The following is a 12,300-nucleotide window of genomic DNA, read 5'->3' on the forward strand; positions in this document are numbered from 1 at the left end:
ACGTGGCAGGATAGCGGGTCCGGCGCGCGCTGCCTAGTCGCCTGCACAAGCCACTGCCGGATCAATGCGGGGCAAGGCCGGTTTCGAGGCCGGTGCGGTCCTCGAGCGCGAACTTGTCGACCAGATCGCTGCTGGCGCGGTTCATGCCGACCACGCGGACGTGGCGGCCGTTGCGGCGCATGCGGTCCACCACCTTGTCGAGCGCACCGATGGCCGAGATGTCCCAGAAATGCGCGCCGCTGACGTCGATCACCACGTGGTCGGCGGCGTCGGTGAAGGCGCTCTCCGGGCCAAGCGCACGCGTGAAGCGGTCGACCGAGGCGAAAAAGATCTGCCCCGTGACCCTGTACACCGCGCTGTGTTCGCGCCGCACCCGCTCCACAGCGAACATGGTGCGGACCTTGCCGGCGAAGAAGATGCCCGACAGCAGCACGCCGGTCAGCACGCCCAGCGCCAGGTCGTGCGTGATCACCACGACCGCCACCGTCGCCAGCATAACCACCGAACTGGTCGGCGGATGGCGGCGGAGATTGGCTATGGAGTTCCAGCTGAAGGTGCCGATCGACACCATGATCATCACCGCGACCAGCGCCGGCATCGGCACGCGGCCGACCCAGTCGCCCAGCACTGCCAGCAGGAACAGCAGGAACGCACCGGCGGCGAAACTCGACAATCGCCCGCGCCCGCCGCTGGCGACGTTGATGACCGACTGGCCGATCATCGCGCAGCCGCCCATTCCGCCGACCAGTGCCGCGCCGATATTGGCAATGCCCTGCCCCGCCGTTTCGCGCCGCTTGTCGCTGTCGGTATGGGTCAGATCGTCCACAATTTGCGCCGTCAGCAGCGATTCCAGCAGGCCGACCGCCGCCATCGTGAGCGAGTAGGGCAGGATGATCTGCAGCGTTTCCCAATTCAGCGGCACGTCGGGCAGGATGAAGGAGGGCAGCCCGTCGGGCAATTCGCCCATCTGTCCGACCGTGTTCACCGGCAAGCCGAACCAGACGGCGACGATGGTCAGCAGCACGATGGCCACCAGCGGCGAAGGAATGGCCTTGGTGAGGCGCGGCAGACCGTAGATGATGGCGAGACCTGCCGCGACCATCGCATAGGTTTCCCAGCTTACATCGGTCAGTTGCGGTAGTTGCGCCATAAAGATCAGGATCGCCAGCGCATTGACGAAGCCGGTGATGACGGAGCGGGAGACGAACTGCATCAGCAGGTCGAGCCGCAGCAGTGCGGCAACACCCTGGATCAGGCCCATCAGGATCGTCGCGGCGAAAAGATAGTCGACCCCATATTCACGCACCAGCGGGATGACCACGACCGCCACTGCGGCGGTGGCGGCGGAGATCATGCCCGGCCGCCCGCCGACTAGCGCGATGATCATGGCGATCGCGACCGAGGCATAGAGGCCGACGCTGGGATCAACGCCCGCGATAATGGCGAAGCCGATAGCTTCCGGTATGAGAGCCAGCGCCACGACGATGCCGGCAAGAAGATCGGCGCGGATGTTGCCGAACCATTCGCTGCGGATTTCATTGCGCCAGCCTGCGCTGCGCTGTTCCTGAGTCGGCGCGGCTTCAACCATGGACCGGTCCTGCATGTTCTAGAGTGCCCGAACGGGCCGGAAATGGCGAAGGCGCGCCTTTAGTTGTTTTTGCTGCAACGCACAACCGACTGCATCGCGGGTGCGCCGGGAAACGGAAAGAAACGCCTGCCCGTGCGTTGATTGGTCGAAAGAAAGGAATATACATGGAACCCATCTGGACCCTCGTCGTAGTCGCCGGACCCATCCTGCTGATCGGGATCATCATCTTCGCCTATCTCAGAAACAAGAAGACCACCCCGGCAGAAGATGCACGTTCCGATGCCGGCACCCGCGCCCTGCGCGAAGATATCCAGCACGATCTGGAAACGAAGGGGCACACGGAGCCGAGAGACTAGGCACCCGGAGGGCAGGCGCCGCATTTGCACCCCGCATCGCAGCGGTCTTCTACCTAGAGGCCAGCGATCTTCAGTGCGCGGTCCAGATCATCGATCAGATCCTCGATATCCTCAAGCCCGATGTTCACCCGCAGCATGCCTTCGCCGATACCCATGGCGTGGCGATCGTCCTCGCTCATGCCTGCATGAGTCGTGCTGGCCGGGTGACACATCAGGCTGCGGGCATCGCCGATATTATTCGAGATGTCGATCAGCTGCAGGCCGTCGAGCAGCGCATGCGCCTGCGCCCTTCCGCCATCGACGACGAAGCTGAAGATCGGACCGCAGGCGTCCATCTGTCGCATGGCCAGTGCATGGCGCGGATGGCTTTCAAGGCCCGGATGCAACATGCGGGCAACGCGGGGCTCAAGAAAACGACCGACTTCGAGCGCATTGCGGCTCTGCCGGTCGGCGCGGAGTGAGAGCGTTTCGAGGCCTTTCAGCACCACCCAGGCATTGAAGGGCGCACAATTGGGGCCGGTGTTGCGCTGAAAGGGCAGCAGCGTTTCGGTGATGAACTCCTCCGTGCCGCAGATCGCCCCCGCCAGCACCCTGCCCTGCCCGTCCATCAGCTTCGTCGCGGAATAGGCCACGACATCGGCGCCGAATTCCATTGGCCGCTGCAAGGCGCTGGTGGCGAAGGCATTGTCGACCACCGTGATAATGCCATGCGCCTTCGCGAGCGCGCAGACATGTTCGAGATCCACGATATCGAGCGTCGGATTGGCCGGAGTCTCGAAGAAAAACACCTTGGTATTCGGGCGGATTGCCGCTTCCCAGGCATCATTGTCGGCGCTGTCGACGACACTGGTCTCGATACCGAAGCGCGGCAGCAGGCTGTCGACCAGCCAGCGGCAGGAACCGAAGGCCGCCCGCGCCGCGACGCAATGATCGCCTGCCGATAATTGGCACAGCAGCGCCGCCGTCATGGCCGCCATGCCGCTCGCCTGCGCCCGGCAGGCTTCCGCGCCTTCCATCAGCGCAATGCGTTCTTCCAGCATGGCGACCGTGGGGTTCTGCAGGCGCGAATAGGTCATGCCCGGCTGGTCGCCGGCAAAACGCGCCGCGACCGTCCCTGCATTGTCGAAAGTATAGCCCGAGGTGAGGAACAGCGCCTCGCTCGTCTCGCCATGTTCGCTGCGCCATGTGCCGCCGCGGATCGCAAGGGTCTGGGGCCGCCATTTGCGGGTGATGGAGCGGTCGGTGCCGGTGGTCTTCTTCATGCCACCGGCATTAGGCGGCAGCATCTACGGCGCGCAACCGAAAAGGGTAGCGGTTCGGGCGAGTGTTCGATGAGAGGAGCCCGAAACGAAAAAGGGCGGCGCCTTGCGGCACCGCCCCGAATTTCAGATCCGAAGTGAATCAGACCGAAACGAAATTGTCATCGTCATCGTCGTCCGTCAGCAGGAGAACGGCGATGCCGGCTGCTGCAATGGCGACGATGATGAAGGCCGGGCCGATGCCGGCAAGGCCGGACAGCTCGTTTTCTTCAGCGGCAGGAGCGGCGATCCGTTCGATCGGCGCAGCGGCTTGGGCAGCGACAGGCGCTGCGGCCAGGGAAGCGGCGGCTGCCGCATAAGCGAGATTGCTCAGTTTCATAGTTAAACCCTCATAACGCATGAATGCGTGATTAGACTCGTCAACAACCCGATGGGCGATTGGTTCCGCCTCTTAACAAAAAAATACGATCCGTAGCCCTTCCAGAAGTCTTTTAGGACGAACCGATGTCGATTTTCGGCGAACAGCAGCTTTTGTGTCACCGCCCTTTTCCAATTGTCGCTTTGGGTTTGTCCTCATACAGGCACTTGCGATGGAACGGAACCCCCGACCGAAAGATCCTGTCGCATGGGTCGCCTCTATCGCTGCTGCAGCGACCCTGCTGGCATTCTGGCGGCTCGGCATTCCGTCGCAGCCCTATTTCGACGAAGTGCATTATCTGCCCGCCGCCCGCGACATCCTCGGCGCGGGCGAGTGGCCGAACCGTGAACATCCCCTCCTCGGCAAGCAGATCATAGCCATGGGCATAGCGTTGTTCGGCGACAACCCAGTCGGCTGGCGGCTGTTTTCCGCCCTTGCCGGTGGCCTGTCCGTCTTCGCATTCGGCCGCGCCTGCTGGTATGCGCAAGCTACGCGCTTCGCGGGCATCGCGGGGTCCGTCCTGCTGGCGACGGGGTTCTTCACCTTCATCCATGCGCGCATCGCCATGCTCGACATCTTCATGGTGGCCTTCCTCCTCGTGGCCCTGTGGCAATGCGCGGGCGCGGTGCGCGAGCCGGAGGCCGCGCGGCGGCGCCTGGCGGTCGCGGGCATTATGCTGGGCCTTGCCATGGCGTCGAAATGGAACGCCATCCCGCTCGCGGTGGTGCCGGGCGCGGCGTTCTTCTTCTATCGCCTTGGCGCTGGTCGGCGACGGTTGCTGCTAAGCCGCCGGGGTGCGCCGGTGCCGGGGATTACCTTGCTGGAAGCTGCCCTGTGGCTCGGCGTGGTGCCGCTGGCTACTTATGCGCTCACCTTCCTTCCGGCGATGTTCTTCGCCGCCGCGCCCCTGCAGCCGGGCGGGCTGATTGCGCTGCATGCCGGGATGCTGGCCCTGCAGGAAAGCGTGACGCAGCCGCATCCCTATCAGAGCCGTTGGCCCGACTGGGTGCTGAACCTGCGGGCGATCTGGTATCTGTACGAGCCTATCGATGGCGCACAACGCGGCGCGCTGCTGATCGGCAATCCGCTGACCATGCTGCTCGGCCTGCCTGCGCTCGCGTGGTGCGCCTGGCGCGGAATGGCGAAGGGCGACAATGCGGCCTGGGGCGCATTCGTGCTGTATGGCGTAGCGCTCGGCTTCTGGATCATCGCCGCCAAGCCGGTGCAGTTCTATTACCATTATTTCCTGCCGTCCTGCTTCCTGCTGGCGGCGCTGACCTTTGCGCTGGACGCGATGTGGCAGAGGGGGCGATGGTTGGTTCCCGCGCTGGTGCTCGGCGGCAGCGTGGCGGTATTCGCGTGGTTCTATCCCATCCTGTCGGCGGCTCCGCTGCCGGACGCGGAGGGTTTTCAGCGCTACATGTGGCTGGGCGGCTGGGTCTGAAGGATCAGTACCGGCCCCAGACGAAGCGCGACGACAGGGCGTAATTCCAGACCGACCCCAGCAGGATGCCGATCAGTGCAGCGGCCAGAACCGGCGCGCCGCGCGCTTCCAGCAGGCTGGCGGCGGCGACATTGGCGAAGGCACCGACCGAACAGGTGAGGCAGAACCCCGCCCATCCGCGCAGCCAGTCGCGCACGCCCGTCAGGCGGCGGTCGCGATACGTCAGCCAGTTGTTGAGCCAGAAATTGAAGGTCATCGTGGCGATGGTCGCACTCGCCTGCGCGACGGGGAAGCGGTCAGTCACGCCGGCGAGCAACACCGCCAATACCGCCAGATGCACCAGCACGCCGATGCCGCCCACCGTGCCGAACATGGCGAAACGCGTCGGGATGAAGCGCCCGAAACTGCGCTCGTAAAGACCAGCAAGGAAGTCGAACGCCACGCCATTGTCGAGCTTGCTTGCCCCTTCGCGGCGCGGGGCGAAGGAGAGCGCAAGTTCCTGCACCCGCAGCGTCTTTTCCGATGCGGCGAGCATGTCGAGCAGGATCTTGAAGCCGATCCCGGACAGGCGCGGCGCCAGGCGGCGGGCAAGTTCCGTCTCCAGCAGGAAATAGCCGCTCATCGGGTCGGTCAGATCGACGCCGGTGATCCGCCGCGCGGCGCTGTTGGCGAAGGCGGAAAGCCGCGTGCGGGCAGACTCGGCCCATTCCGCCACGCTGCTGCCTTCGGCGAAGCGGGAGGCGACCGCGACATCCGCGCCGCCTTGCACGGCAGCGAGCATCAGCGGAAGCAGCGCCGGATCGTGCTGATGGTCGGCATCCATGATCGCAACGTGAGGCGCGGCAGTGGCCAGCATCCCCTCGATTGCGGCGGAGGACAGCCCCCGCCTGCCCATGCGCTGGATGACGCGGACACGCCCATCCGTTCGCGCCAGTCGCCGTGCCTCGTCTGCGGTCCCGTCGGCGCTGTCGTCATCCACGACGATCACTTCCCACGCGATGCCCTTCAGCGCGGCGTCGATCCGTTCAATCAGCGGCGCGATATTGCCGCTTTCGTTCAGCGTCGGGAGAACGACGGCAAGGTCCGGCGGGGTCACTGGTTCCGCCCAGCCCTAAAGGTTCGCCAGCACCGCATCGCCGATGGCCGACGTTCCTGCCTTTCCGCCCAGATCGTAGCCGCGAATGCCGCTCGCCAGTGTCCTGGCGACCGCCTGCTCCACGCGGGCGGCATCGTCTTCGCGCCCGAAGGAATGGCGCAGCATCATCGCCGCCGACAGGATTGCCGCCAGCGGGTTGGCCCTGCCCTGCCCGGCGATATCGGGGGCGCTGCCGTGGATGGGTTCGTAGAGACCGAAGGTGCCGAGTTCCGTCTGCCGGTCGCCCAGAGCCGCGCTGGGCAGCAGGCCGATGGATCCGACGCACATGCTCGCCTGGTCGGACAATATGTCGCCGAACAGATTGCCGGTGACGATCACGTCGAATTGGCCGGGGTCCTTCACCAATTGCATCGCCGCATTATCGACATAGAGATGATCGAGCGCGATTTCCGGAAATTCGGTCGCTGTCTCAACCATCACGTCGCGCCAGAGCTGGCTGGTTTCCAGCACATTGGCCTTGTCCACGCTGGTCAGGCGACCCTTTCGCTTTCCAGCAGCGGCGAAAGCCAAGCGGGCGATGCGGCGCACCTCGTCCTCGGCATAGGACATCGCGTCCCATCCCTCGCGCCGCCCATCGTCAGTGCGGCGCATGCCCTTGTCACCGAAATAGACGTCGCCGTTCAATTCGCGCACGATCAGCAGGTCTATGCGCCGGGCGATCTCGGGGCGCAGGGCGGAAAGATCCTCCAGCCCGCCGAACATGCGCGCAGGTCGCAAATTGGCGAACAGGCCGAGTTCGCGGCGCAGGCCCAAGATCGCCTGTTCGGGTCGCAACGAGCGTTCGAGCGTATCGCATTCGGGGTCACCCACCGCGCCGAACAGCACGGCATCGGCAGCCTTCGCCATCTCCAGAGTCTCGGTCGGCAAGGGGTGGCCATGACGGCGATAGCCCGCGCCGCCGACATCGCCATGCCAGAAGGTGAGGCGCGGCAAGCGCAGCTTGTCGAGAATCCGCAGCGCCTCTGCGGTCACTTCGGGTCCGATGCCGTCGCCTGCCAGAACCGCCAGTTTCATGCCCTATCCCCCGGATTGTCAGCCCCGGCGATCTTCGCCAGCCTGGCCCCCAACAATGTGCGCGCAGCCATAACATCGCCCCGCACGTCGGCAAGCAGGTAGTGCTGGATGGGCAGCGCCAGCCGGTCGAATGCGGCAAGCGCGGCCTCGAACCCTTCGTCAGGCGTAACGCGTGGCGGCGCGGGAGAGCCATAGCCAAGCTCGCGCAGCAGCAGCGCCTCGTAAGTGACCAGCGCGCCCAGCCAGCCCCGCGCCGAGGGCGCATGACACACCGCCTCCAGCAGAGCGGCCAGCGCGCTGTAGAGGCGGGGGTTGGGATTGCGTTCGGGCAGGACGGTGGCGGTCAGGGCGCAGACCCACTGGATGGCGGCGGCAGGCAGGGGCTCGGACAGCCACGGCCCCCTGCTGCTCACCAGTTCCAGCCGGGCGAAGGGCAATTGGCTGTCCGATCGGGCGCGAAGATCGGCTGCGACGAGATTGCCGGGGATGACGACGGGACGCATCTGCCGCCCACGTCCGCCGGCGACATATCCTGCGACCATGCCGTGATCTTCGGTCAGCATGCGGGCAATAATGGCGGTTTCGCCATGAAGCCGCGCGGCAAGGAATATGGCAGGGGCGCGTAGCTGCATTGTTTCAGTGTGGCGGGCCAGCGCCAATCTTGCAATCGGCACCCGCCCTGCGGCGTTTCGCCACGCCAGATCGCCTGCCGATCGGCCTTGTCTCAGCCCGGTGCGGCCTCATTGCGCGAGGCCCGCGTCGCCAGCGGTTCGCCCCGGCCCATCGACCAGTTCTTCTGCATGCGAACGGTGGGATTGGGCGCGCACCATATCTCGCCCGTATCGTCGATAGCGGTGATCCAGAGCAGATTATGCTCCTGCCCGTAATCGATCATGGCAAGGGCGAAACCATCGCCCTTGCCGAGAACGTGCAGCGGAATTGGGGGATTGAGCTGGATGATCATCGCGGCCTGCCTTGTTGAACCTTTCTCAAAAGGCAAGCACAGGCGCGTCGGTTCCCGCCTTCACATTTATCAGCTTTGCCGGTGAAGGTCAGACTTCGGTGCGTTTGGCTTCGAGAAGCGCGATGCGTTCGGCCAGTCTTTCGTTTTCTTCCCGCGCCTTGACCGCCATGTCTTTCACCGCGTCGAATTCCTCGCGCGTTACGAAATCCATGCCGCCAAGCGCTTCCTTCAGACGCTCGCGGCCGCTCTCGCGGGCCTCGCGGGTCATGCCGGCAAAGGTGCCGGCGGCGCTGTTGGCGAGTTTCACGAAGTCGGAGATGAAGGGGTTCTGGCTTTGCATGGAACCTATGTGGAGTGCGTAAGTGTCTGCGTCAATGCGGGTCGAGCCAGTCGCCGCTAGATCGCGATCCGCTGCACCGCGCCGCTTTCGGGAACGGCCGCAGGATCGGGATTGAGCTGCAGGAATTGCCAGTTCAGCAGGGTGGCGAACAGGATCCAGGCGACATAGGGCACCATCAGCAGCCCGGCGCTGCGCCGGATGCGCCAGAAGGCGATGGTCGTGACCACCGCCAGCACGTCGAGAACGAGGATGACGATCAGGGCGAGGCCCATGTCCCGCATGCCGAAGAACACCGGCGTCCAGGCGAGGCTGAGTGCAAATTGCAAGCCGAACAGCACCAGCGCCAGCGCCCGCCCCCTTGCGCCCCAAGCCGCGCAGATCAGCGCCAGCGCCAGCCCCTGCATGACGAACAATAGGCTCCAGATGATCCCGAACCACATCGGCGGCGGATAGATCGCGGGCTTTTCCAGAGCGGCGAACCAGGGATTATCAGGTCCGCTGGGGGCGAGACTGCCCGAGATGAAGCCCAGCAGAAGAACGGCCGGAACCGTCACCAGCGCCCAGCGCAGCAGGCTTGCGCGCAGCTGGCGGCGCGAGGCGAGGACAGTCATCGCATACTCCCTGACCGGCACGGGCCCGAAATGACCGCGATGCCCGCTCGCGGCGCATGGCCGCTTTCAAGCGCTGTCGATTAGCCTGCGCAGGCGCATGCTGCAATGCCGCGGCGATTGCAGACACGCGCGCGTATCTTTGCGGGACAACTCGCTAGCGGCGGAAGGCGTGGATCAGGAATTCCACATTGCCTTCAGGGCCGGTGATGGGGCTTTCCACGATGCCGTTCACTTGCCAGCCGGATTGCACGAGCCAATTGCGCACCTCGTCGCAGCAGCGCTGGTGCAGCACCGGATCTCGCACCACCCCGCCCTTGCCCACCTCCTCGCGGCCGACCTCGAACTGCGGCTTGATCAGCGCCACCAGATCGCAATGCGGTGCGGCGAGGCGCAGCGGCACTTCCAGCACCTTGGCCAGGCTGATGAAGGATGCATCGCAAACGACCCAATCGCAGGGCGCACCGATCATCTGCGGTGTCAGGATGCGGGCGCTGGTCTGCTCCAGCACGGTGACGCGGCTATCCTGCCGCAATTTCCACGCCAGCTGGTTCGTGCCCGAATCGACGGCAAAGACCCGCTCCGCCCCCCGGCTGAGCAGGACATCGGTGAAGCCGCCGGTGGAACTGCCGATATCCATCGCCGTACCGCCAGCGGGGTTGAGCGCGAAATGATCGAGCGCGTGAGCCAGCTTGATGCCGCCACGGCTGACCCAGGGGTGATCGCGCCCGCGCACGTCCAGCGGCGCGTCGGCGGGCAATTGCTGACCGGGCTTCGCCAGCTTGGTCTCGCCGGTGAAGACCAGCCCCGCCATGATCAGCGCCTGCGCGCGGGTGCGGCTTTCGACGAGACCCCGGTCCACCAGCATCTGGTCGGCGCGCTGCTTGCCCTTGGCGGCAGGGCCACTGCGGCGGGGCGGAGAGGAATTGGGCTCGTTCATGGACCCGAATGGCCCTAGCGCGCATTGTGAAAGGTGAAAACCGCCTGCATGAAGGCGATCAACAGAACAGGGAAACTCCATGCCCGCCCCAATGCCCGCCGATATATCCGCCGCTCCTGCCAACAGCTTTCGCCGCTTCGCAAAACCTGCCGCAGCCGTGCTGACGCTTGCTCTTGCCTGCTGCAGCCCCGCGCCCGCGCCCCAGCCCACGCCTGCCCCGCCGCAGCGTCCTGCAACCGCGCCTCCGCCGCCGCCGATTGCGGTGCAATTGCCGACGCCGGAAAACTGGATGGACGCGGCGCGCACACCCGGAGACTGGGCGTATCGCGGTGGAGCCTCGCGCAGCGGCGCCTATTATGGCGAGCCGGGCCAAGGGGCTGTCTTCGCAATGCTGTGCGATCGTCCGACGCGGCAGGTCATCTTGTCCCGCGCCGGTCAGGCCACCGGCCCGGTGCCGGTGCGGATCCTGACCGAAACCGCCGAACGGATGGTCACCGCGCAGCCCGCCGCAGGCGCGACTCCGACGATCGAAGTCACGCTTCCCGCAGGCGACCGGCTGCTCGACGCCATGGCGCTGAGCAAGGGCCGTTTCGCGATCGGCGCGGCAGGTTTGCCGACGCTGTACCTGCCGAGCTGGCCCGAGGTGACCCGGGTGATCGAGGATTGCCGCTGAGGCTGTTGAAAAATTTCAGGCAGCGTCTTGCCTTTGCAGCAATTACGACTCACAAAGGGTGCAGGACAGGCGGTACACGCCGTCCCGGGCCGCGATGATACGCAAAGGCTCTTGGCTATACAGCGCGAAAGGAGGTGATCCGATGTCTCATGGTTCAGCAAGGGGGTCGGTACAGTTCCGCACGAGGCATTATCGCGTCTGACGCGATAAAGGCATACGTGGGCGGCACTTCCGGCCGCTGACCATGCGAAGGGCGGTCCCCGGCAGTTGAGCCGGGGCCGCCCTTCTCATTTGTGTGCTTCGGGGGCAGGTCCCCGGCAGTTGAGCCGGGGCCGCCCTTCTCATTTGTGCATATGCCCAGCTTGCAGAGACCACCTCTTGCATGCGCCCGCGCTGCGGATTACCCGCGCGGGCAGGAACCCACAGGAGCCAGCATGGCCGACGCGCCTACACCCGAATTCACGACCCTTGCCCATCCCGCACCCGTCCCTGGCGAAACGAGGGACGAGGCGCTGGCCAATCCCGGCTTCGGAACGCTGTTCTCCGACCACATGACGGTAGTCGATTACGACGCCGACAAGGGCGGCTGGCATTCCGCGCAGGTCGGCCCGCGTGAACCGCTCAGCCTCGATCCCGCAACGGCCGTTCTGCATTATGCGCAGGAAATCTTCGAAGGCATGAAAGCGTACAGGCAGGAGGACGGCGGCATCGCCCTGTTCCGCCCCGAACAGAACGCCCGGCGCTTCAACGAATCGGCCCGCCGCATGGCGATGCCCGAAGTGCCGGAGGAACTCTTCCTCGAAGCGGTCAAGCGGCAGGTTATGGCCGACCGCGAGTGGTTCCCCACCGTGGAAGGCGGTGCGTTATACCTGCGGCCCTTCATGTTCGCGTCCGAAGCGTTCCTGGGCGTTCGCCCCGCACGGCAGTACAAGTTCATCACCATCGCCAGCCCGGTCGGCGGCTATTTCAAGTCGGGCGCTCCGGCGGTGTCGATCTGGGTCAGCCGCGACTATGTGCGCGCGGCGCGTGGCGGCACCGGCGCGGCCAAGACTGGCGGGAACTACGCCGCCAGCCTGGTTCCGCAAAGCGAGGCGACCGCCCGCGGGCACGACCAGGTCGTGTTCCTCGACGCCGTTGAGCGCAAGTGGATCGAGGAACTGGGCGGCATGAACTTGTTCTTCGTGATGAAGGACGGCAGCATCGTCACGCCCCCGCTGACCGGCACGATCCTGCCCGGGATCACCCGCGACAGCCTGATCACCCTCGCCCGCGACGAAGGGCTGGACGTGCGCGAGGAACCCTATTCCATCGACCAATGGCGCGACGATGCGACCAGCGGGCGATTGGTCGAAACCATGGCCTGCGGCACGGCGGCGGTCGTCACTCCGGTCGGCAAGGTTGCCGGGCCCGAGGGCGAATTCACCATCGGCAGCGGCGGACCGGGTCAGCTGACGCAGAAATTGCGCGACCGGCTGGTGGGCATTCAGCGCGGCACCCACCCTGACAATCACGGCTGGATCGTTCGGCTGGACTGATCCGG

The 12,300-nt window shown here is 65.3% G+C and carries 14 protein-coding genes; 4 read left to right on the plus strand and 10 right to left on the minus strand.

The genetic code is table 11. From position 1 onward, the window contains the following. Positions 1–61: 61 nt before the first annotated feature. Positions 62–1,588 (minus strand): SulP family inorganic anion transporter, encoded by a 1,527-nt coding sequence (locus G7A66_RS06335; RefSeq protein WP_174294856.1) that lies wholly within the window; start codon positions 1,586–1,588, stop codon positions 62–64. A 164-nt stretch (positions 1,589–1,752) separates the two neighbouring features. On the opposite strand from G7A66_RS06335, the gene G7A66_RS06340 reads away from it, so the two are divergent. Further along, positions 1,753–1,944, plus strand: a complete 192-nt coding sequence (locus G7A66_RS06340) for a hypothetical protein (RefSeq protein WP_174294857.1) — start codon at positions 1,753–1,755, stop codon at positions 1,942–1,944. Positions 1,945–1,997: 53 nt separating this feature from the next. Here the strand turns inward: G7A66_RS06340 and G7A66_RS06345 are convergent, their stop codons facing one another. After that, positions 1,998–3,206: a trans-sulfuration enzyme family protein gene (locus tag G7A66_RS06345; RefSeq protein ID WP_174294858.1), complete on the minus strand. Its 1,209-nt coding sequence runs from the start codon at positions 3,204–3,206 to the stop codon at positions 1,998–2,000. A gap of 139 nt (positions 3,207–3,345) precedes the next feature. Beyond that, complete coding sequence (locus tag G7A66_RS06350) at positions 3,346–3,582, minus strand: hypothetical protein (protein WP_174294859.1); 237 nt, start codon at positions 3,580–3,582, stop codon at positions 3,346–3,348. Positions 3,583–3,793: 211 nt separating this feature from the next. Here G7A66_RS06350 and G7A66_RS06355 point away from each other — a divergent pair, with 211 nt between their 5' ends. Then, entirely contained in the window at positions 3,794–5,065 is a 1,272-nt protein-coding gene (locus G7A66_RS06355) for a glycosyltransferase family 39 protein (RefSeq protein WP_174294860.1), read from the plus strand. A 4-nt stretch (positions 5,066–5,069) separates the two neighbouring features. On the opposite strand, the gene G7A66_RS06360 is transcribed toward G7A66_RS06355, so the two are convergent. The 7 genes from G7A66_RS06360 to G7A66_RS06390 form a co-directional block, all read right to left on the minus strand. After that, a complete protein-coding gene (locus G7A66_RS06360; RefSeq protein ID WP_174294861.1) occupies positions 5,070–6,161 on the minus strand; it encodes a glycosyltransferase in 1,092 nt (363 codons plus the stop codon). A gap of 15 nt (positions 6,162–6,176) precedes the next feature. Then, positions 6,177–7,235, minus strand: coding sequence for a 3-isopropylmalate dehydrogenase (leuB, locus tag G7A66_RS06365; protein ID WP_174294862.1), 1,059 nt, complete (start codon positions 7,233–7,235; stop codon positions 6,177–6,179). Beyond that, positions 7,232–7,867: a DNA repair protein RecO gene (gene recO, locus G7A66_RS06370; protein WP_174294863.1), complete on the minus strand. Its 636-nt coding sequence runs from the start codon at positions 7,865–7,867 to the stop codon at positions 7,232–7,234. The genes leuB and recO overlap by 4 nt, the downstream gene beginning before the upstream one ends. A gap of 92 nt (positions 7,868–7,959) precedes the next feature. Further along, positions 7,960–8,199 (minus strand): hypothetical protein, encoded by a 240-nt coding sequence (locus tag G7A66_RS06375; RefSeq protein WP_174294864.1) that lies wholly within the window; start codon positions 8,197–8,199, stop codon positions 7,960–7,962. Positions 8,200–8,287: 88 nt separating this feature from the next. Next, on the minus strand, positions 8,288–8,539 hold the full coding sequence (locus G7A66_RS06380) for an accessory factor UbiK family protein (RefSeq protein WP_174294865.1): 252 nt from the start codon (positions 8,537–8,539) through the stop codon (positions 8,288–8,290). Between the two features lie 56 nt (positions 8,540–8,595). Continuing rightward, positions 8,596–9,150 (minus strand): TspO/MBR family protein, encoded by a 555-nt coding sequence (locus G7A66_RS06385; RefSeq protein ID WP_174294866.1) that lies wholly within the window; start codon positions 9,148–9,150, stop codon positions 8,596–8,598. Between the two features lie 154 nt (positions 9,151–9,304). Next, entirely contained in the window at positions 9,305–10,087 is a 783-nt protein-coding gene (locus tag G7A66_RS06390; RefSeq protein ID WP_174294867.1) for a TlyA family RNA methyltransferase, read from the minus strand. 79 nt (positions 10,088–10,166) lie between these two features. Between G7A66_RS06390 and G7A66_RS06395 the strand changes: the two genes are divergently transcribed. Next, positions 10,167–10,760 carry a hypothetical protein gene (locus G7A66_RS06395; protein ID WP_206675094.1) on the plus strand — a complete coding sequence of 198 codons (594 nt, stop codon included), beginning with the start codon at positions 10,167–10,169 and terminating at the stop codon, positions 10,758–10,760. 434 nt (positions 10,761–11,194) lie between these two features. Continuing rightward, positions 11,195–12,295 carry a branched-chain amino acid aminotransferase gene (locus tag G7A66_RS06400; protein ID WP_174294869.1) on the plus strand — a complete coding sequence of 367 codons (1,101 nt, stop codon included), beginning with the start codon at positions 11,195–11,197 and terminating at the stop codon, positions 12,293–12,295. The last annotated feature ends 5 nt before the right edge of the window (positions 12,296–12,300 follow it).

Origin of the sequence: Alteripontixanthobacter muriae (assembly GCF_013336795.1) — a bacterium.
Taxonomy (GTDB): Bacteria; Pseudomonadota; Alphaproteobacteria; order Sphingomonadales; family Sphingomonadaceae; genus Pseudopontixanthobacter; species Pseudopontixanthobacter muriae.